Source organism: Streptomyces sp. NPDC006551 (assembly GCF_040611675.1).
In the GTDB taxonomy this organism is placed as follows: Bacteria; Actinomycetota; Actinomycetes; order Streptomycetales; family Streptomycetaceae; genus Streptomyces.
In genome coordinates, this window is sequence record NZ_JBEXOT010000009.1 from 96953 (window position 1) to 117135 (window position 20183).

Sequence of the window (20183 nt, forward strand, 5' to 3'; positions counted from 1 at the left end):
CGCCCGTCCCACGTCGAGTGGCCGCGCCGAGGCCCGTGACTCCTCCTGGGACGGACACCTCGGGACCCGCCCTCCATGGGCGGGGCCCTCGTTCTCGCCGTCCGTGCGGGGTGCGCCGAGGACGCGCGCCGGGAAAGGCAGGCCGTCAGTTCATCGGCTTCGCCGACGTCCTGGCGCAGAGGTACGGACGCGCGAGCAACAGGCCGGTGGCGGTCGTGGCGATGCCGAAGTAGACCGGCGCGAGGTGGATGAAGTCGGTGTAATGGATCGCGCCGTGCACCACGACGGCCGGCAGGAAGCCGGCGGCCGCCGCCACGGCCAGGCTCCAGAACACCCAGGTCTCACCCCGCCGCCAGCCCCACGCGCTCAGCAGAGTGATCGCCACCGCGGCGGCCATCAGGGCGCCGCCGAACCCCGCTCGGTCGTGGGCGACGAACGGCACGAGCCGGGGGTTCACGGCTTCCAGCGTCTGCGTACTGGTGCCCAGGAACACCAGGTCGGTGGGTACGAAGACACCGGTCAGACCGACCACCGAGATCACCGCTCCGCCGACGAAGAGCCCCGCTCCCGTGACGATCAGGAGCAGCTGGCCGACCAGCGCCCGTCGGCGCTCCGGCTCCGGTCCCTCGGGGGCCGGGTGCCACCGCGGTGCGTGCGGGGTCCGGCGGACCGCGGCCACGAACATCGGGAACAGCACGAGGGCGGTGGCCGTGTGCAGGGGTTCCACGAAGCCGGTGGCCAGGAAGTAGAACAAGGTGGGGAAGCCGATCGCCCCCGAGAGCAGGTACACCTCGCGGGCCCAGGGCCAGCCGCGTCTGATCCCGCCCACGGCGAGGCCGGTGTAGAGGGCTCCGATCGCCACCATGGTGCCGGCCATGGTGATCCGGTCGTGCTGGAGGAAGTGCACGAGGTGGTGGTTGGCGGCATGCAGCTCGTCCAGCGTCATGCCGAGGTAGTCGCGGTCGTACCAGAGCAGCACCGGCCCGAGCGTGATCGCCGCGGCGCCGAGTCCGGCGCCCGTCATGCCGAGCCCGACGAGCAGCGCCCACCACCAGGACGGCCAGCGGCGGGGATCGGGGCCGACGTCCCGTAGCACCGGAGCGGGCGCGGTGGGTGTGGCCGCCTCGATGACCCGTGCGAACCAGCCGGGGCCGGCCTCGACGAGGACCTCGGGCCGGGCGAGCACGACGGCGCCCGGCTCCTCGAGCGCGGCGGCCGCGGCGGTGACCGACGGGTCTGACACACGGAGCATGTGCGGGTCGTCGCCGCTGGTGAAGCCGTCGACGTGGGGCGCGAGAGCGGCCTCCGTCTCCGGGTCGCAGGCGCGGACGACCATCGGGATCGAGCGGCTGGCGGCGGCCTCGCGGACGGTCTCCACGTCGGCCGCCGAGACGGGCGACACCTCGACGACACCGGCGCCGAGCGGGGGCATGGCGCGTATCGCCTCGCGGGCGAGCGAGGGCGGGACGGATATGCCGAGGCGGACGGAGACGGGTACGCCGGCGACCTCGCCGGCGAGTGGCTTCGGCGGATGCCGGTGGCCGAACCCCCGGGCGATCAGCCGCGCGCCGGCCGGACGGGAGCCGATCGAGGCCAGCAGCCGCAGTGCGGTGCGCTGCGAACGGCGCAGGCCGAAGACGCGGGCGGCCGGGCCGCGCAGCGGGTGATACGTCCAGTCCGGCATCAGTGGCTCTCGTTCTCCGTCGCGGTCACTCGGTCACCCGGGGCTTCTCCGTCGCTGTCACTCGGTCACCCGGTCGCCCGGGGCTTCTCCGTCGCTGTCACTCGGTCACCCGGTCGCCCGGTCACCGGGCGCGGTCCACCCGAGCACCGGCGTCATGGAACGCAGCGTCACCCACGCCGGCGTCAGCCGGGCCGCCGTGTCGCGCACCAGCACCGCGGGCGGCCACGACAGCTGGCCGACCGCGCCGAGCCGGGCGGAGCGTCGGGTGACGGCCTGGGTTCGCGGGCGGCGCACCAGGTCGTACGAGCGGAGCGCGGCGGCCACGTCCGGGGTGCCGTCGAGGCAGTGGGCGAGGGTGACCGCGTCCTCCAGGGCCTGGCAGGCGCCCTGGCCCAGATTGGGGGTCATGGCGTGGGCCGCGTCGCCCAGCAGGGCGACCCGGCCGCGGACGAAGGAGGGCAGCGGCGGCAGGTCGTACAGGTCGTGTCGGAGCACCGCGTCCGGGGGGACGGCGGCCAGCAGGGCGGGGATGGGCTCCGGCCAGGAGGCGAACCGGCGCAGCAGTTCGGCGTGCTCGGAGGGGCCGGAGGCTGCTTCCGCAGGCGGCCGCGACGCGGTCGCGAAGCAGTACATCCGGCCGCCCGGCAGCGCGGTGTAGCCGAATCTCGCCCCGCGGCCCCAGGTCGCCGCGCCCTCGGAGGGCGGCTCGGCGAGGGGCTCGGTGACCATGCGCCAGGCGGTGTAGCCGGCGTACCGGGGGCCGACCGCGTCGGGCCGCACGGCGCGGCGGACCGCACTGCGCAGCCCGTCGGCGCCGACCACCAGGTCGGGCCGGGACTCGCCGCCGCGGTGCTCGACGACCAGGTGTTGCCCGTCGTCGCGGACCGCGGTCACCTCGCTGCCCGACCGCAGGCTGTCGGCGGGCAGCGCCTCGGCGAGCGCCCGCAGCAGGTCCGCGCGGTGCAGGACCACCAGGGGGTGGCCGAAGCGGCGGGTCAGCTCCGCGTTGTCCGTGCGGGACAGCCATCGGCCCCGCCGGTCGCGTACGCCGCCGCCGGTCTCGACGGCGCCGAGTGCGCGAACGGTGTCGGCGAGGCCGAGCACCTCGAGCGCGCGCAGCGCGTTCGGCCAGAGGGAGATGCCGGCGCCGACCTCGGTGAACTCCGGGGCCCGTTCCAGCACCTCGACGCGCCAGCCGCGGCGGTGCAGGGCGATGGCCGTGGCGAGGCCGCCGATCCCGCCGCCGACGATGGTCGCGGCGCGCTGCGGCATGGGTCCTCGCTCTGGTCTCGGGGGTGCCGCCCCGGTCGAGTGGCAGCCGATCCGGTGCCCGAGCGGCATGCGTTGCGGCGCAGGTCAGGCTGAGCAGCGCCTTATAGCAACATGTCGACAGACGCCTGTCAACGTACCGAGGGGCGGACGGATCGGACCAGGCAGGGGCGTGGTCAGGTGGGTGTCGCCACGGTGCGTGGCGATGGCCGGTGGGGGCGGGCGCGCCGGTCCGGTCGGCGAGGGGCGACTCCGGTCACTTGCGCGGAAGCACCGCTGCCGCTCGGGGGTGACCGGCGCGTGGGAGGGCGCCGGCCCGCCCGGCGGACGCCCTGGGTGCGTGGTGCTCTATGCCGTTCCTCCGGGAACCGCGGCGGGTGCGGCCTCCCAGGGGGCCGGGCCGGTTCCCTCCGTCCAGGCGACGAGGGCTTCGTGGTCGAAGCACTGGATTCCGCACTGTTCCGCGTACTCCGTCGCCGGCTGAGTGAACTCCCCCGTGGTGACGACGGCAGCGACGGACGCGTCGTGCACCGCGAAGCAGGTGCCGCCGAACCTCTGCACGTCCTGGGAACCGACCTTGTTGACCGGCCCGTAGCGTTTGCACTGTATGACCAGATGTCGTCCGTCGGGCGTGGTGGCTGTCACGTCGGCCCCGAGATCACCGGCGCCGCCGACGACTTGGACGTCGAGACAGCCGTCGCGGGCGCACAGCGCGGCGACAGCCTGCTCGAAGGTGTCAGGGTCCATGGCCACGTATTCGTCCGCCTCGAAGCGGGGCAGGACGGTTTCGACCTCCGTGGTCGACTCGCTCGCGAGCACGTCCTCATGGACTGTCGTCCCCTCGCCTTGATCGGGGAAGACCGCCCGCGCCCTCGCCCTGCGGCGTGCCGTGCGGCGGTTGCGGACGCTTCGCAGCGACACCGCCACAAGGACGACCACCACCACGATGGTCGCCACCTGACCAGGATGCCGATCGGCCGTCCTGACCATCACCTTCAGCAGAAGTCCTGCGGCACACAGGGCGATCGCCATCAGTCCGAAGAAGAGGAGAAGCTGCCGGATGCTGAATGCCGGCCTCTGGTGTGCGCGGCCGACGCGCTTGCGGGGAGTGGTCATGGGCGGAGCCCTCCGGCGGCGGCAAAGATGTCAAGATCATTCATAGGACCCCTCTGCCCGGGCGACCCGAGTTCAACAGCTCTGCGAGGCGCGCGCGTACGGCAGTTCTCGTACCGAACCGTGGCGGCCGGCGGCTGAGGCTCAGGCCGCGGGGAGAGGGACCGCCGCTCCTGCGAGGGCGTCCGGCGAGCGGGCTGATGTCCTCGGAGCCACGACGGGACGGCCGTGTGGGCCGGTCGTCGCCCGGGCGATGCGCGCCGGTAAGGTCCCCCTGACGTCACAGCAGTTACCGCAGTTGCCGCATCACCGCCCTGGGGGGTACCCGTATGTCCACGCCGAAGTCTTCCTTGAGCCGCAGATCGGCGCTCGTCGCGCTGACCGGTGCGGCGGTCGGCGGCTCGCTGCCGCTCGCGCCGTCCGCCTTCGCCGCCACGCCGGCGACGGCCGCGGAGACCACGGCGGCGACCGCCTCCGTACCCACGGCACCAAGTGGCCGGCTTCCCATGGCGGCCGACCCGTGCGACCCGTGGCACTTCGCCGCTCACCCGGCCGGGGCGCTCACCACCCGTACGATTTCCGGCACTCCCGCGCTGCTGGAGGTGTCGGACGCCCAGGGGGTGCTCGCCACCCTCACCCACGGCGCCACGACGGTCACGCTGCGCGGACCGAAGCGCTGGTTCACCGAGCAGAAGAAACCGTTCGCCGACGCCTTCACCCGGACCTTGCCCGCCGGCCAGAACGGCTGGGGCTCCTCCCCCGGCGGCGGCAAGTGGTCCACGTACAACGGCCCCGACACGAACTACTTCCTGGAAGGCGGCCGCGCCGTCATCCGGCTCGACCTCAACGAGGCGGGTACGAGCCGCCACGCCCTGCTCCCCGACAAGGCCGTCGGAGATGTCAGCGCCGCCGCCCGCTTCTCGTTCGACAAGGTTCCGACCGGCGCGGCCGCCTCGCTCGCCCTCACCTTCGCGGTCACGGACGTGAGCAACCACTACCGGGCGCGGCTGATCGTCACCCCCGCCGGAGAGGTCCAGCTCCTCCTCGAGAAGGCGCTGGCCAACAACGTGACCGTCCTCGGTGCGGCCGTCACGGTCGGCACCGGCTTCGCGGCGTACGACCACTGGTGGGTGCGGGTCGAGAAGACCGGAACCCTCCTGCGCGCCCGCGCCTGGCGGCACGGCACCGACGAGCCCCGGGAGACGTGGCACCACAGCCTGGCCGATCCCGAGAAGGACCCGGCCAAGGTCTTCGACACGGGCACCTTCGGAGTCCGCGCGTACGCCTCCCCCGGCAGCACCACGACTCTGGAGGCCCGCGTCTACGACTTCGACGTGGAGTCGGCGCTGTGGGCCGACCCGCCGGTGGTCTGCCACGACACCTGGGTACGGGTGCTGCCGACGCCCTTCGACGGCACCTGGACGCCCGCGCTGGAGCAGCGGATCCGCGCATGGGCGGGCGACACCTCTCCCGACGCGCTCGCGTACGCCTCCATGTACCGGCCCTTCGCTCCCGCGGTGACCGATCCCGCGCTCCAGGGTGCGACCGTGGTCGGCGAGTCCGAGTACAGCAAGCCGGACGCGGCCGGGCTGCGGTACATCGGCGCCGACTTCCACGAGTACATGGGGCTCGACTGGACCTTCACCGCGAGCGGCGAGAGCAAGGTCGCCGATCCCGCCTTCAAGGGTTGTCTGGACTGCTCCGGCTTCGTCCGGATGGTCTACGGGCACCACCTGGGCATCCCGATGGTCGCCTACAAGAACTTCGACGGCCGCAACCTGCCCCGCACCTCGCGGCACCAGTCCGCCAGCGGTCCCGGCGTGGTGGTGGCCAAGGGCACGAGCGCGGCGCCGTCGCTCACCGGGCTGCGGATCGGCGACGTCGTCTACTTCGACGCCACCGTCTCCGACCCCGCGGATCCCGAGACCGACGAGGGCGTCATCGACCACACCGGGATCTATGTCGGGCAGGACCAGCACGGCGGTCTGCGTTTCGTCTCCAGCCGCAAGACGCCGAACGGGCCGACCCTTGCCGACCTCGGAGGTAAGTCGATCCTCAACGGCAGGAAGTCGACCGCGGAGCAGAAGGGCGACCTGTACACGGACTCGCTGCGGGTGATCCGCAGGTTCTGAACCGAAGCCGCCCGCTGCCGCGCCCCGGTCGGCTGCGGAGTCGGCGGCCCTCCGTCCGGGAGGCGATCGGTCACTCCGTACCCGCCGCGAGTGTGTCCTTGGCGACCAGCCTGGGGCCGGAGTAGCACAAGCGGTACAGATCGACCTCATCCAGGAGGCTGCCGCTCGAACGGTAGAAGTCGCAGGTGGCGCCGGGCGGTCGGGGCGCGGCCTTGGCCTCGTCAGGGGGGTACGGGAAAGGCCGTGGCGGGAGGAGGTGCGCGACGTCGGTGCGTGACTGGCCGACGCGCATCTCCTCGTAGCGGGAGGGCGGCAGGACACTCGTGGTGAGCTGATGGGCCAGATAGGCGGCAGCGGGCAGGAAGAACACCGCGGCCACGGCCGGGACGGCGAAGACGGCCGCGAACCGTCGCCGGGCGCTGCGCCGTACGTGCTTCAGCCGGCGTGCCGATTCGGGTGCCGCGCCACCGGTGGCGTCCTCCGAGAGAGCGTCCGTCGTGCCGCGTGGGGGCAACGGGTGGGGGGGTTTCCTCATCGGGCCGTTCCCCTGGTGCCGCCTGGGCGGTCGCGTGGTGCGGCAGGGTGGCGCTGACGAGGAAGCCACCCTCATGGGTGCCGGTTCGCAAGGTGCCGCCGGGGACCGTCACGCGTTCGCGCAGTGCTGCCAGACCGCTCTTGCTGCCCTCCGCGTCGGGCAAACTCCGCTCGGGCGAGACGGAGTCGACGACGCGGACGCGGGTGTGGTCGGTGTCGTGCGTGATGGCGACCCGTACCGTGCTGCCCGGGGCGTGTTCGGTGGCGTTGGTGAGGGCTTCTCTCACCAGCCGGTACACGGCGCGTTCGAGCAGGGCGACAGCCGCGATGCCGATGAGCACCGCGAGGGCGACAAGAACCAGCGTGACGATCAGGCACGTCCTGGACCTCCTCGGCGGTCGGGGCGGCGGGGCCCAGCCACCGCCCGCGCTGCCGGGAGGCGGCTGGCGGTCTCCCCACCACGGAGGCTGTTGTCCTGACGCGTTACCCATGGCGCTCACCTCTGTCAGGGCAACTCCTTCCAGCGTGCCGCCGCGTTCGCGTTCGAGCACGCCGACGGTGTCGATCACGACGACCGGCCCGGAGGCTCTGAGGCATACGCCTGGTAGCCGCGCACACCGTACGAAGGCGGCACCACAGGGCCGCGATCAGTCAGAGCGCGGTGCCCGTCTCGTCGGCCAGCGTTCGCAGGAGGCGGTCCTGGAACGACTCGTCGTGGACGGCGCGGTGTGGCCGCATCAGCTGGCGGTGGTACCAATACCCGCCGGTGGTCAGCGCCTGCGGCTCGTCGCTGGAAGCGAGCCACTCCTGCGTCCGATGCCCGAGCTCGAGATCGTCCGGTGCGTTCGGTCCGCCCATCTTCGTCGGCACCCAGCCCGGATCCACGGCGTTGCTCAACACCCCTGGGCGCAGGCGAGCCACCGCGGCCGCGAGTGTGGTGACGAACAGCTTGCTGTCGGAGTACGAACCCGCGGTCTCGCCCCGCCAGTCGACCCCGGCGAGCGAAGGGCGCCCACTGAAGTGAGAACCGCTGCTCAGATACACCAGCCGGCGCGGTCCGCGCAGCAGGGCCGTGAGCAGATACGGCGCGATGATGTTGACCGGCATGACCGCCGGTCCCCTCCAGACGCCGGCGTTGTGGACCACCGCGTCGAGCGGTTTCGCGTCGTTCAGCTCGGCGGCGACGCGCCGTACGGCGTCCCGCTCCGTGAAGTCGCCCACGACGATGTCCGCCCCGCGGTCGACCAGCGCGTGAAGGCTCGCCGCACGCTCCTCGTTCCTGGCGTGCACCACGACCTCGTGTCCCGCGGACAACAGGGAATCCGCCGCGGCACGCCCAAGGCCGTCCGCGGAACCGGTCACCAGGATCCGGCTCACAAGCGCACCGCCTCTCGGACGCCGGCCTCGTGCATGACAGCTCCTCGCATGGGAGTCCTGGACCGGACCACGAACCTCACATCGCCTCCCCGCCTACCGTAAGACGGCGATGCCACCAGAGGTCAGCACGCCACTGCCGTCGATCGGCGAAGGGATCCGGCAGAGTGCGGTCGAGGTGTACGGCGTCCAGGTGGGCCACTCGGTGCTTCAGCTCGGCTCGGGACCGGCCGCGCGCTCTCCTTCGTAGACGTACGCCTACGCGGTGGGTACGTCAGCCGGCCAGGCGTTCCACCAGCAGGAAACCGCCGATGACGATCATCATGGCACCGGAGACCCGGCTGACGGCCCGGGCGGCTGAGGGCCGGGACTTCAGCACGGTGCCGGCGAGGACGCCGACGGTGAGGTAGACGACGGCGCACGCGGTCAGGTGCACAGTGCTGAGCAACCCGGTCTGCGCGGCGACCGGCCAGCCTGTGGCGGGGTCGAGAAACTGCGGGAACAGCGAGAAGAACAGCAGGAGCGCCTTCGGGTTCAGGCCGCTGGTCCCGGCCCCCTTGAGCATGATCTGTGTGCGGGAGAAGCCCACGGCCCCCTCTGCGGAGGCCAGGGCGGCCGGCTGCCTCAGTACGCCCCAGCCGAGCCACAGCAGGTAGCCGGCGCCGGCGATGGTGAGCGCCGTGAGCACGGCCGGGGAGCTCGCCACGATCACCGCCAGGCCCGCGACGGCCATGAGCGCGTACGCGGCATGTCCGGCGATCAGCCCGGCGACCGCGGGGACGACCGAACGGTCCCGCAGGCCCGCCGAGATCGCATAGGCCCAGTCCGCGCCAGGCGTGAAAACCAGCAGGAGATCCACTGCCAGGAAGGCCGCCAGCGTGGTCGTGTCCATCGATCGTTCCCTCTCACATGTTGCTCCGAGAGGGAAGGCTAGGCGTGATTTGCCCGAAAGTGTTTGCGCATTTACCCCGTGATCTCGTCTTTGCGGGGAGAATCTTCCCCATGGATGCCCTGGACCGAAAAATTCTTACGGAACTGCAGCTCGACGGCCGTCTGACCGTCACCGAGCTCGCCGCCCGCGTGCAGCTCAGCGTCTCCCCCTGCCACCGCCGCCTGCGGGACCTGGAACGCGAGGGCGCGATCCGCCGCTACCGCGCCGTCGTCGACCCGGCCGCCGTGGGCCTGAATTTCGAAGCCCTCGTCTTCGCCACCCTGCGCTGGGAGGACCCGGACACCGTCACCGCGTTCGAAGAAGCGGTCACCGCCATCACCCACGTCATCCAGGCGCAGCGCCTCTTCGGCGAACCCGACTACCTCCTGCGCGTCGCCACCACCGACCTCGCCGCCTTCCAACAGCTCTACGACCAGCAGCTCGCCCGGCTGCCCGGCGTCCAGCGCCTGACCTCCACCCTCGTCATGAAGAACGTCATCGACGATCGCCCGCTACCCGAGTAGTCACCCGCCACGGCAGGACTACGCGGCGTACTCCTGCTGCCCCGGCGATCGGCCGAACCGGAGTCCTACGGCGGGGGAAGGGAACGCCCAGTCCGGTTCACCGCGGAGCACCTGGCCGAGCCCGGCGCCCCGCCTCGCGGTCCTGATCGGTGGTGTCGGCCTGGGCTCCGAAGACGGGCGCGCCGGCGGCCGAGGGCCGGGCTGTCAGCGCAGGTCGAGCCGCATCAGCACGCGGGGGTGGCCGGCCAGCACCGAGGTGGTGTCGGCGGCGTAGGTGAACCCGGCGCGTTCGAAGTTCTTCCGGATTCCGGCGTACGCCATCGTCAGGTCGACCTTGGCGTCACCGTTGTCGAGGGGGTACGCCTCGATCGCCGGTGCGCCGTGGGTGCGGGCGAACTCGACCGCGCCGGCGATGAGGGCGTGGGAGATGCCCCTCTTGCGGTGACCGGGGCGTACACGGATGCACCACAGCGACCAGACCGGTAGGTCGTCGACGTGTGGGATCTTGCGGTTGCGCGCGAACGAGGTGTCCGCGCGGGGGGCCACAGCGGCCCAGCCGACCGGCTCGTCGCCGTCGTAGGCGATGACTCCCGGAGGTGGGCCCGTACGGCACAGATCGGCGACGTACGCACCGCGGGCCTGCCCGCGCAGGTCGTTGTTGACCTTGGACGGGATCCGGTAGCTCAGGCACCAACAGACGTTGGCCTCGGGGGACTTCGGGCCGAGCAGGGTACGGACGTCCTCGAAGACCGTGGCCGGGCGAACGTCGATGGTCATGACACCACGATGTCACGGCGTACGGGACAACGCCGCACGGCGCCGAGGCGCGCCCCACGGCGAGGCCCGCGCGTCCGGAGGAGCCCCAGCTCGGCCGACGTGCGGAGCTGGGGCTCTCCTCGTGTGCCCCGGACTTTCCGAAGTAATCCGAAGTAATCCGAAGGAACGAGGCGACGGCACGGGAGGACGGGCAGAGTCGCTCGCCCCGTACATACGTCCGCCCAAGTGGGCGGGGTGGGTGAAGGATTGGGCCGTTGGTTTCAGGGGGGTCGCGGCGTCAGCGACCGTAGGTGTCGCGGCACAGCCCCGTAATGCCGGGATGGACGACGCCGTCGGACTGTCGGCAGAGATTCCTCATGTCGTACGTCGAGCGAGGCGCGGCGGGGGCGTGCGCGGGGCGCCGCTTCCGCTTCTTGGCCTGCTTGCTCCCCGCAGGCTTCCCCGTCGCCTTCTCTCGCGGCGCGGGGTGGTGGCCCGGGGCCGGTTTCCGTCGGCCCGGCCCGGCGGTGCCCTTCGGGGTCTGCGGTGGAGTGGATCGCTCGCCGTTCGCCGGCGCGGGTTCGGCGGAAGCGAGTTCCTCCCGGAAGGGTCCCGGTGTCGGCGACGACGGAGTCTCGACGACCGGCTGGGGGGCGGGCACGCCCGCGGGCCGAGGTTCCGGAGCCTGGGGGTGCGGCGGCCGGGGAGCGGGGCCGTCGACGGACGTACACGCCGTGAGTGTGCCTGCCAGGAGGAGCGGGACCAGGAGAAGGCGGAGGCGCACGTCAGACCTCCGGTCGGGGACGAGCGAGAGCGCCGGCGAACGTCTCCGCCGGGAGGCGGCAAGCTCCCTGATCCGGATTCGCTGAAGACCTCTTCATGTGTGGCTCGAGGCGGGTGTTCTCGTTCTTTCTCATGACCTGACGAACGAGCCGGGCGCACGCCGGGGTACTGCCTCCCGGCGATGACGGCAAGCAACGGCGGCAACGGCGGCGATACGCGGCGGCCGACGGCCGGTACGGCACCCACAGCGGCCCGGGCGGCCTCACGCTCGTGGCCTCGTGGTGCCTGGCGGTGCCTCGCGTGGACTCGCAGCGCCTCGCGTCCTCGCGGGCCTCGCTGTTCCGACCCGCCGACGTGGCCGTCGGCCGCACCGCCCCTCGCCGACAACGAAACGCGACGGCCATCGACCGCCCTCATCACAGGGCGTACGAGAAGGGCTCGGTGCCGGGGCACCCCGTTCCCCGTCAGGCCGAGGGGTCGTCGTCCCCCTGGGGCACCGCCGGGCGGAAGCACGCGGTCACCACCTTGCCGTGCCGCTGGCACCTCATCCCCCACTCGTCGGCGAGGGCCTGCACGATGCCCACGCCCCGGCCGGAGACCTCACCGGCATCCGGGTCGCGAGGGCGGGGCAGGGTCGGATCGTCGTCGTGGACGCTCACGTGGAGACAGTCGCCGTCCCACGTGAGCACCAGGTGCGCGTCGCTGTGGGCGTGCACATGGGCGTTGGTGAGCAGCTCCGACACCGTCAGGACGACAGCGTCCACGGTCTCGGGCTCCTCGGCCGCCCATGGCAGCGTCGCCAGGTGTCCCCGCGTCCAGTGCCGTCCTGCCCGCACGCCCCCGGACACGGGGAACGAGTGCGCCCAACCCATCGCCTTGACCACCACTGTCCACACTCCCCTTACGGCCTGTTGCAGCTTTCCTGTCGGTTTCCACCGGGAGTCTCAGGTACCCGGCATTCCTCCGGGCAGGCGTCCGGGGAACAGGTGGCGTCCCGAGAAGGTCGCCGGCGCCGGCCACCGACCAGGCGCCCTCCCGGTCGGCCGGCATGGGCGTCGCCTACGCGGTGGCGCCGGTGGCGCCGGCGTGCGACTCGTCCGTCTCCGGCTCACGCGCCGGCTCACTGAGCTGTTCGCGCAGATAGTTCCAGACCACGGCGATCAGCGCGGCCACCGGTACCGCGAGCAGACTGCCCACGATGCCGGCCAGGCTGCCGCCCAGCGTCACGGCCAGCAGGACCACCGCCGCATGCAGGCCGAGGCCGCGGCTCTGGATCATGGGCTGGAAGACGTTGCCCTCGAGCTGCTGCACCACGACGATGATCGCGAGCACGATCAGCGCGTCCGTCGGACCGTTCGACACCAGCGCGATGAGTACCGCGACCAGGCCGGCGAACAGGGCGCCGACGATCGGTACGAACGCCGACACGAAGGTCAGTACGGCCAGCGGAAGCACCAGCGGTACGCCCAGGATCCAGAGTCCGAGGCCGATGAATACGGCGTCGAGCAGGCCGACGACGGCCTGGGAGCGCACGAACGCGCCCAGGGTGTCCCAACCGCGCGCGGCCACGACCGGGACGTCGGTGGCGAGCCGGCCCGGGAGCTGACGGGTGAGCCACGGCAGGAACCGCGGGCCGTCCTTGAGGAAGAAGAACATCAGGAAGAGCGCGAGGACGGCGGTGACCACGCCGTTGAACACGGTGCCCACTCCCGAGACGACGGCGGTGACCACGCTGCCGACGCTGTCCTGGACGCGGGCGATCGCGGCGTCGAAGGCGCCGCTGATCTGGTCGTCGCCGATGTTCAGCGGCGGCCCGGCGGCCCACTCACGGAGCTTCTGGATACCCTCCACCACGCCGTCGGCCAGCTCCCCCGACTGAGAGGCCGTCGGCACCGCGATCAGCGCCACGATGCCCGTGGCGACCAGCAGGAACAGCACGGTCACCACCGACGCGGCCAGGGCGGGGGGCCATCCGCGGGCGCGCAGGAAGCGTGCCACGGGCCAGGTCAGCGTCGTGAGGAACAGGCCCACTATGAGCGGCCAGACGACCGACCACATACGGCCCAGAAGCCATACGGCGACCGCCGCCATGACCAGGACGACCATCAACTCGATGGAGACACGCGCTGCCGTCCGGAGCGCACCGGCGGCTTTTGTCGAACTCAACATGGCAGACATGGAGGTCACCCTATGGACACTCCCGTCCCCCGGTGGAATCGCCGCTGGTCGCAGGCGGCCTGGGGCTCGCTGAGCGCGACCGTGACCGCCTCGTCCGGCGAAGGCCCTCGACCACACGACGGACGGCGACTGGCGCGGCCGTTTCGAGGGGCGGTGAACTCATCGGCTCGGACCGCCGGTTCGACGGTGTTGTTCCACCTGCCCGCGCGCATCAGGGACTCGGCCCGCCGGCGCGGCCGCGGTCGGGCGGGGGTAGGGTCGCTGCCCATGGGCACGCGCACCGGGAAAGAGATGATCGCCGTCCCGCCGGGGCAGGTCGTGCTGTCGGACCGGCGAACGCGACGCAGTTGGACGGTTGATGTCGCGGCCTGCCAACTCGCGGCGTTCCCTGTCACGCAAGGTCTGTACGGAGAGATCACCGGCCTGCGGCCCGCCGCCGCCCACGGGGACCGGTTGCCCGTCGAAGGCGTCTCCTGGTGGGACGCGGTCCGGTTCTGCAACGCGTTGTCCGAACGAGAAGGGTTCACGCCGGCCTATCGCCTCGACGACGGCGACTCCGACGGTGACGGCGAGACCGTCGAGTGGGACACGTCCGCGGACGGGTACCGGCTGCCGACCGAGGCCGAGTGGGAGCACGCCTGCCGTGCCGGCACCGGCGGGCCGCGCTACGGGCCGCTCGACGAGATCGCCTGGTACCGCGACAACGCTGGGGAACGCGCGCACGAGGTGGGTGGCAAGCGCCCCAACTCCTGGGGCTTCCACGACATGCTCGGCAACGTCTGGGACTGGTGCTGGGACCTCTACGATCCCGAGGTCTACGGCACCTATCGCGTGCTGCGCGGAGGCGGCTGGTTCGACGAGCACTGGAGCTGCCGGGCGTCCGCGCGACGCCGCAGCCATCCGACCTTCCAGGTCGACGACGTGGGATTCCGTCTCGCGCGCTCCTCCGTGCGTCGCTGACAGCGCGGCGCCTAGAACCCGTTCCGACAGACGAGAGGTCCCCTGCCGGGCCGGCTCGCGCCGCTCCCAGCGGGGGACCGTCAACTCCCGAACGCCCGGCGGACGGCTCTCCCGAACGCCCAGCGGAGGCCGCGTCAGGAAGCGCAGGCCCCGTCAGAAGAACCCGCCGGTCCGGTAATACGCCTCGATCTCCTCCCGGCGCTGCACCTCGGCAAGGTGCTTGTCCGAGTGGAACTCCGGCGCGCCCTTGATCTGCTCCTTGGTGAGACCCACGTGGACCGCCTGCTCCTCGAGGTCGACGCGAGTCACCGTGCTCGCCGGGAGCAGCACCTCCTTGCCGAAGATCCACGCCCCGGTGTCGACCACCAGGAAGGCGTTCCCGACCTCGTCCGAGTGCTTGTCGACCTTACCGATCCGGCCGTCCGTCGCCTCCACCTTCCACCCGGTCAGATCCGTGCCGGGAAGGTGTCCGGAAGTGGCCCCGTAGCTCCACACGTGCTCGGTCATGCGCACATCACTCCTTCGTCGCAAGGTGAGAACACACCGCGTTCCAGCGGCGCGCTGTCGACGTCCGGAATCCCGTGCCCGGGAAACTCCGCCGCACACCCCGTGTGGAGAGAGGGCATGGCCTGCCCGTTCCAGGGCATACGGGGTGCGGTCGCTCAACGGAGAGGGAACCATGACAGCGGAATCGTCGGCGGCCTCTGCGCCCGCCTCCACCGGCACCGTCACCACCGCCGTTCCGGCCCGTCTGGACCGGCTGCCGTGGTCACGGTGGCACTGGATGATCGTGATCGGTCTCGGCACCGTCTGGATCCTGGACGGACTGGAAGTCACGATCGTCGGCAACGTCGCCGGTCGCATCGCCGAGGACGGCAGCGGCCTGGACATCACCTCGGCGCAGGTCACCGGCGTCGCCGCCGCCCTGTACGTGGCGGGCGCCTGTTCCGGCGCCCTGTTCTTCGGCAGGCTGACCGACCGGTACGGCCGCAAACGGCTGTTCATGGTCACGCTGGCCGTCTATCTGGCCGCCACCGCGCTGACCGCGCTGTCGTTCGATTCCTGGTGGTTCTTCCTCTTCCGGTTCTTCACCGGCTTCGGTATCGGTGGCGAGTACGCGGCCATCAACTCCGCGATCGACGAGCTGATCCCGTCCCGGTACCGGGGGCGGGTCGACCTCATCATCAACGGGAGTTACTGGCTGGGCGCGATCGGCGGCGCCCTGCTGTCCATCGTGATGCTGGACACCGACATCTTCGCCCAGGACGTCGGCTGGCGACTCAGCTTCGCTCTCGGCGTCGTGCTCGGCCTGGTGATCCTGCTGGTCCGTCGGCACGTTCCGGAGAGTCCGCGCTGGCAGTTCATCCACGGCCACGGCGAGGACGCCGAGAAGCTCGTGTCGTCCGTCGAACGGGAGATCGAGGAGGAGAAGGGCGAGCCGCTGCCGCCGCCTGCCGGCGAGATCACCATCCACCAGCGCAAGAGCATCGGCTTCGGCCTCATCGCCAAGACGGTTTTCGGCCGCTACCCGCGCCGCGCGGTCCTCGGTCTCTCGCTCTTCATCGGCCAGGCGTTCCTCTACAACGCCATCACCTTCGGCTTCGGCGCCATTCTCACCACGTTCTTCGACGTGCCGACCGGTCATACCGGCTACTACTTCGCCGTCATCGCCGCGGGCAACTTCATCGGGCCCCTGCTGCTCGGCAAGCTCTTCGACACCGTCGGCCGCCGGATCATGATCTCGACGACGTACCTCCTCTCGGGTCTGCTGCTGTTCGGCACCGCATGGCTCTTCGACCGGGGCTCGCTGACCGCGTCGACGCTGACGGCCTGCTGGTGCGTGGTGCTGTTCTTCGCCTCGGCGGGCGCGTCGAGCGCGTATCTGACGGTCTCCGAGATCTTCCCCATGGAGACCCGTGCGATGGCCATCGCCTTCTTCTACGCGCTCGGCACGGCCGCGGGCGGTATCAGCGGCCCGCTGATCTTCGCCGACCTCACCGCGTCCGGCGTCGTCGGCGAGACGGTACTCGCCTTCCAGATCGGCGCCGGACTGATGTGCGCGGCAGGCATCGTGGCCGCGTTCCTGGCGGTCGACGCGGAACGGCGCTCGCTGGAGGACATCGCCGAGCCGCTGTCGGTGGTACGGGAGGGCGCGGCTCCGGCCGTCGCCACGACGACCAGCCATGGCCGGATGTGACAGGCAGCCGTCATTGCGGTCATGCCGCGCCACCGTGACGATGGACGCATGCCCACTCCCCACCGTGTCGTCATCGCGGTCTTCCCCGATGTCGATCTGCTCGATGTCACCGGCCCGGCCGAGGTGTTCGCCCTGGCCAACCGGGAGGCCGGCGACCGGGCCGCGTACACGGTCCGTCTGGCGGGCCCCGACGACGGCCCGGTCGTGACGTCGGCCGGAGTGCGCCTGCTGGCGGACATGGCCTTCGCCGAGGTGGGGGCCGCGGTGGACACAATGCTGGTCCCCGGCGCGGTGGAGCTGCGCCCGGAAGGTCCGGTGGCCCGGGTCGACGACACCGTGGTGGAGTGGGTGAGGGCCACGGCGCCGTACGCACGGCGGATCGCGTCCGTATGCGTGGGCGCGCATCTGCTCGCGGCGGCCGGGTTGCTCGACGGGCGGCGGGCGACCACCCATTGGTCGACCGCGGCGCAGCTCGCGGCCGACCATCCGCGGGTACGGGTCGACGCCGACCCGATCTTCGTCCGCTCCGGCCGGGTGTGGACCGGGGCGGGCATCAGCACCTGTATGGACCTGGCACTCGCGTTGGTGGCCGAGGACCACGGTGAGGAACTGGCCCTGGCCGTGGCCCGGCAGCTGGTGATGTACCTCAGGCGGCAGGGCGGGCAGAGCCAGTTCAGCGTGCCGCTGAGCCGGCCCGCGGCGGCCCGCAGGGACATCGACGAGCTGCGTGTGTTCATCACCGAGCACCTCGACGACGATCTGTCGGCGCCCGCGCTGGCAGAGCGCATGTGCCTGAGCGAGCGTCACTTCGCCCGGGTCTTCCGGCAGGAGACCGGCACCAGCCCGGCCGCCTATGTGGAAGCCGCCCGGGTCGAAGCGGCCCGCCGCCTGCTGGAGACCACCGATCAGCCACTGGAGCGGATCGCGGCGACCACCGGGTTGGGCTCGGTGGAGACGCTGCACCGCGCGTTCCGTAAGCAGATCAACACCACCCCGGCCTCCTACCGCCGCCGTTTTCGTACCGCTTCCTGACCCCCCGGGCGCGACGAGTTCGCCACAACCGCGGTCTTGTCATGCCCTTTTACGATCCGAAAGGTCCCTTTCACCCATGAATGCCTCCGCGTCCCTGCGTGACGTCATCGGTCTCGACACCACGCTCCCCCGTCTCGGCGAGACCACCTTGATCATGATCGATTTCCAGAACACCTACCGCACCGGTGTCATGGCCGTCGACGGCGTCGAGCCCGCACTGGCCGCCGGGGCCCGGCTGCTGGCCGCCGCTCGCGCGGCCGGCACGCCGGTCGTCCACGTCATCAACGACGGGGGCGAGGGCACCCCGTACGACATCCGCGCCGAGATCGGCGCCATCAGTCCCGAAGTGGCGCCCGTCGACGGCGAAGCGGTCGTGGTCAAGCGGTTCCCCGACTCCTTCCACCGCACCGACCTGGAGAAGACGCTGCGCGACCTCGGCTCGGCACCCGACCTGGTGCTGGCCGGTTTCATGACCCACATGTGCGTCGCCTTCACCGCGCAGGGCGCCTTCAACCTCGGTTACCGGCCCACCGTCGTCGCCGAGGCGACCGCCACCCGCTCCCTGACCGCGCCCGACGGCAGCACCGTGCCCGCCGCCCTCCTCCAGAAGGGAAGCCTGACCACCATCACGGACCTGTTCGGCACGGTGGCTCCCACCGTCGAGCACCTCACCACCTGACCCGACCGGTCAGGGCAGTGGTGCGGGCCGTTCCGGCCGTCCGGGCGCCGACGGTCAGCCGGCGGCGCGCTCCGCGCCGGCCCGTTGGTGGAACGTCCGTCGGTAGGCGCTGGGCGACATGCCGACGATCCGGGCGAAATGGGCCCGCAGGCCGGCCGGCCCACTGAAGCCGCAGGTCGCGGCTATCCATCCGATGGGCCGGTCGCTGGTCTCCAGGAACTGCCCGGCCCGGCGCACCCGCCGCTGGAGCACCCAGCGCAGCGGCGACATCCCGAGCGCTTCACCTCCGCGGGCGCGGTGGCCGGCATCACGCCGTCACCGCGCCGATCGTGGTCGAGGCCGCCGGGCGAATCCTGACCGGCCGCGGCCGGGCCACCGGGGTCGTCACCGCCGGGGAGATCTTCGACGCCCAAGGACTTCCAGCGCGGCCTGCCCCCGGACGGCCTGGCGCTGGGCACGGAGTAGTCAGGGCAGGCGTCGGCGGTCCTCGTCGGTCCACGCGCGGGTGTCGCGCGGTTCGACGTAGGGCTCCTCGTGCTCCGGATGGCCGCCGAGGATGGCCCGCTCGCGGGAGAGTTCGGCGTCGAACTCGAGGCCCAGCAGGATGGCGAGGTTGGTGATCCAGAGCCACACGAGGAAGATGATCACTCCGGCGAGGGTGCCGTAGGTCTTGTTGTAGGAGCCGAAGTTCGCCACGTAGAAGGCGAAGCCGGCCGAGGCGAGCAGCCAGATCACCACGGCGAGGGCGCTGCCCGGACTGACCCAGGTGAAGCCGCGGCCCTTGGCGTTGGGCGCGGCCCAGTAGAGCAGCGCGACCATCAGCATGACCAGGACGACGAGCACGGGCCACTTCGCGATGGACCAGACGGTCATCGCCGTGTCGCCGACTCCGAGGGCCGTACCGATCTGCCGGGCGATGCCGCCCGAGAGGACGACGATGAGCGCGCTCGCGCAGGCCATGAGCATCAGGGCCACGGTCACGCCGATCCGCACCGGCAGCACCTTCCACGCAGGCCGGCCCTCGGGCAGGTCGTAGACGGCGTTGGAGGAGCGGATGAACGCGGCCACGTATCCGGAGGCCGACCACAGGGCCACCAGCAGACCGACGATCGCCAGGACGGAGCCGACCCCGGCGCTGCCCTGCAGCTGGGTCACCGCGTTGGTGATGATGTCCCGTGCGGCGCCGGGTGCGAGCTGCTGGATGTTGTCGAGCACCTTCCGCGTGGTGTTCGCGCCGGCGATGCCCAGGAGGGAGACCAGCACCAGCAGAGCCGGGAAGAGGGCCAGGACGCCGTAGTAGGTCAGGGCGGCCGCCCTGTCGGTGAGCTCGTCGTCCTTGAACTCCTTGAGCGTCCGGCGCAGGACGTGGCCGAAGGATTTCCCCGACAGCTCGGTCGGCTTGTCGGGGGCCTCGCGCTCCACGTCCGGTCCGGGTCCGGGTTCCTCGCTCGCGCCGGTGGCCGGCCGGGGTTCGTCGTCACCCTCACGTCGTGGGTCAAAACGGTTCATACCCACCGTATGACCCGTGTAGCGGGGAGAAAACATGCTCGGTGGCCAGGGCGGCCGGCGCCGCCACCCGCCGGACCGGTCGGCGGAGACACCCCCGCCCCTGCGCGCGTCATCTCGCTCCGGCCGCCTCCTGTCCCGCACACTGTCAGGGCGCGCCGGCCTCCGAGCTGAGCTGCGCATACGTGACGGGAGGCAGACCCTGTTCATCAGCCACACCCTCGACAACGGCATCCTGCGTGTGAGGATCCACCAGAACCTCGACGTCACGAACCGTGCCGCCGCCGCGCTGCAGATCGAAGCACTCGTCCACGCCCACCGCCCCGCCGAGGTGACCGTGGAGCTGCCCGCGAGCGAGCCGTCCCCGGCGACGCTCAGCGCCGTCGCCCGCGCCCGCCGCATGTGCCAGAGCATCGGCGTCCCCTTCGGCCTGACCGGCCCCGGCGCTCCCCTCGCCGATCGCGACGCGGGGCAGGCACCCCAGCGGCTCGAGTTCGGCGCCCGGCGTGACCATTGACCCCGTACGGGGTG

General features: G+C 71.6%; 19 protein-coding genes and 1 pseudogene. 7 read left to right on the plus strand and 13 right to left on the minus strand.

The window, feature by feature from the left end:
• Positions 1 to 145 precede the first annotated feature (145 nt).
• The 3 genes from ABZY12_RS12480 to ABZY12_RS12490 form a co-directional block, all read right to left on the minus strand.
• On the minus strand, positions 146 to 1684 hold the full coding sequence (locus tag ABZY12_RS12480) for a hypothetical protein (protein ID WP_356889270.1): 1539 nt from the start codon (positions 1682 to 1684) through the stop codon (positions 146 to 148).
• Between the two features lie 105 nt (positions 1685 to 1789).
• Positions 1790 to 2956, minus strand: coding sequence for an FAD-dependent monooxygenase (locus ABZY12_RS12485; protein WP_356889271.1), 1167 nt, complete (start codon positions 2954 to 2956; stop codon positions 1790 to 1792).
• 345 nt (positions 2957 to 3301) lie between these two features.
• Positions 3302 to 4069 carry a restriction endonuclease gene (locus ABZY12_RS12490; RefSeq protein ID WP_356889272.1) on the minus strand — a complete coding sequence of 256 codons (768 nt, stop codon included), beginning with the start codon at positions 4067 to 4069 and terminating at the stop codon, positions 3302 to 3304.
• A 347-nt stretch (positions 4070 to 4416) separates the two neighbouring features.
• Between ABZY12_RS12490 and ABZY12_RS12495 the strand changes: the two genes are divergently transcribed.
• Positions 4417 to 6198, plus strand: coding sequence for an NlpC/P60 family protein (locus ABZY12_RS12495; RefSeq protein ID WP_356889273.1), 1782 nt, complete (start codon positions 4417 to 4419; stop codon positions 6196 to 6198).
• 70 nt (positions 6199 to 6268) lie between these two features.
• On the opposite strand, the gene ABZY12_RS12500 is transcribed toward ABZY12_RS12495, so the two are convergent.
• From ABZY12_RS12500 to ABZY12_RS12515, 4 genes and pseudogenes are all read right to left on the minus strand, one after another.
• The gene (locus ABZY12_RS12500) at positions 6269 to 6733 is read right to left on the minus strand and encodes a hypothetical protein (RefSeq protein ID WP_356889345.1); all 465 of its coding nucleotides are present in this window, start codon (positions 6731 to 6733) and stop codon (positions 6269 to 6271) included.
• 97 nt (positions 6734 to 6830) lie between these two features.
• Positions 6831 to 7223, minus strand: a pseudogene (locus tag ABZY12_RS12505) (hypothetical protein); the annotation flags it as partial.
• A gap of 160 nt (positions 7224 to 7383) precedes the next feature.
• A complete protein-coding gene (locus tag ABZY12_RS12510) occupies positions 7384 to 8109 on the minus strand; it encodes an SDR family NAD(P)-dependent oxidoreductase (RefSeq protein WP_356889274.1) in 726 nt (241 codons plus the stop codon).
• A 271-nt stretch (positions 8110 to 8380) separates the two neighbouring features.
• The gene (locus tag ABZY12_RS12515; protein ID WP_356889275.1) at positions 8381 to 8998 is read right to left on the minus strand and encodes a LysE family translocator; all 618 of its coding nucleotides are present in this window, start codon (positions 8996 to 8998) and stop codon (positions 8381 to 8383) included.
• A 110-nt stretch (positions 8999 to 9108) separates the two neighbouring features.
• Here ABZY12_RS12515 and ABZY12_RS12520 point away from each other — a divergent pair, with 110 nt between their 5' ends.
• Complete coding sequence (locus ABZY12_RS12520; protein WP_356889276.1) at positions 9109 to 9561, plus strand: Lrp/AsnC family transcriptional regulator; 453 nt, start codon at positions 9109 to 9111, stop codon at positions 9559 to 9561.
• A gap of 204 nt (positions 9562 to 9765) precedes the next feature.
• On the opposite strand, the gene ABZY12_RS12525 is transcribed toward ABZY12_RS12520, so the two are convergent.
• The 3 genes from ABZY12_RS12525 to ABZY12_RS12535 form a co-directional block, all read right to left on the minus strand.
• Complete coding sequence (locus ABZY12_RS12525) at positions 9766 to 10338, minus strand: GNAT family N-acetyltransferase (protein ID WP_356889277.1); 573 nt, start codon at positions 10336 to 10338, stop codon at positions 9766 to 9768.
• 1226 nt (positions 10339 to 11564) lie between these two features.
• Positions 11565 to 11987 carry an ATP-binding protein gene (locus ABZY12_RS12530; RefSeq protein ID WP_356889278.1) on the minus strand — a complete coding sequence of 141 codons (423 nt, stop codon included), beginning with the start codon at positions 11985 to 11987 and terminating at the stop codon, positions 11565 to 11567.
• A gap of 172 nt (positions 11988 to 12159) precedes the next feature.
• Positions 12160 to 13278 (minus strand): AI-2E family transporter, encoded by a 1119-nt coding sequence (locus ABZY12_RS12535; protein WP_356889279.1) that lies wholly within the window; start codon positions 13276 to 13278, stop codon positions 12160 to 12162.
• Positions 13279 to 13545: 267 nt separating this feature from the next.
• Between ABZY12_RS12535 and ABZY12_RS12540 the strand changes: the two genes are divergently transcribed.
• Positions 13546 to 14238, plus strand: a complete 693-nt coding sequence (locus ABZY12_RS12540) for an SUMF1/EgtB/PvdO family nonheme iron enzyme (RefSeq protein WP_356889280.1) — start codon at positions 13546 to 13548, stop codon at positions 14236 to 14238.
• A 153-nt stretch (positions 14239 to 14391) separates the two neighbouring features.
• Here ABZY12_RS12540 and ABZY12_RS12545 read toward each other — a convergent pair whose 3' ends face one another.
• Positions 14392 to 14745, minus strand: coding sequence for a PRC-barrel domain-containing protein (locus ABZY12_RS12545; protein ID WP_356889281.1), 354 nt, complete (start codon positions 14743 to 14745; stop codon positions 14392 to 14394).
• Positions 14746 to 14917: 172 nt separating this feature from the next.
• Here ABZY12_RS12545 and ABZY12_RS12550 point away from each other — a divergent pair, with 172 nt between their 5' ends.
• The 3 genes from ABZY12_RS12550 (at position 14918) to ABZY12_RS12560 (ending at position 18146) form a co-directional block, all read left to right on the plus strand.
• The gene (locus ABZY12_RS12550; RefSeq protein ID WP_356889282.1) at positions 14918 to 16435 is read left to right on the plus strand and encodes an MFS transporter; all 1518 of its coding nucleotides are present in this window, start codon (positions 14918 to 14920) and stop codon (positions 16433 to 16435) included.
• Between the two features lie 48 nt (positions 16436 to 16483).
• Positions 16484 to 17467 carry a DJ-1/PfpI family protein gene (locus ABZY12_RS12555; protein WP_356889283.1) on the plus strand — a complete coding sequence of 328 codons (984 nt, stop codon included), beginning with the start codon at positions 16484 to 16486 and terminating at the stop codon, positions 17465 to 17467.
• A gap of 76 nt (positions 17468 to 17543) precedes the next feature.
• Positions 17544 to 18146, plus strand: coding sequence for an isochorismatase family protein (locus tag ABZY12_RS12560; RefSeq protein ID WP_356889284.1), 603 nt, complete (start codon positions 17544 to 17546; stop codon positions 18144 to 18146).
• A 54-nt stretch (positions 18147 to 18200) separates the two neighbouring features.
• On the opposite strand, the gene ABZY12_RS12565 is transcribed toward ABZY12_RS12560, so the two are convergent.
• Both ABZY12_RS12565 and ABZY12_RS12570 read right to left on the minus strand, forming a co-directional pair.
• Complete coding sequence (locus tag ABZY12_RS12565; RefSeq protein WP_356889285.1) at positions 18201 to 18416, minus strand: helix-turn-helix domain-containing protein; 216 nt, start codon at positions 18414 to 18416, stop codon at positions 18201 to 18203.
• Positions 18417 to 18611: 195 nt separating this feature from the next.
• The gene (locus ABZY12_RS12570; RefSeq protein WP_356889286.1) at positions 18612 to 19655 is read right to left on the minus strand and encodes a YihY/virulence factor BrkB family protein; all 1044 of its coding nucleotides are present in this window, start codon (positions 19653 to 19655) and stop codon (positions 18612 to 18614) included.
• Between the two features lie 238 nt (positions 19656 to 19893).
• Between ABZY12_RS12570 and ABZY12_RS12575 the strand changes: the two genes are divergently transcribed.
• Positions 19894 to 20169, plus strand: coding sequence for a hypothetical protein (locus tag ABZY12_RS12575; protein WP_356889287.1), 276 nt, complete (start codon positions 19894 to 19896; stop codon positions 20167 to 20169).
• Positions 20170 to 20183 lie beyond the last annotated feature (14 nt).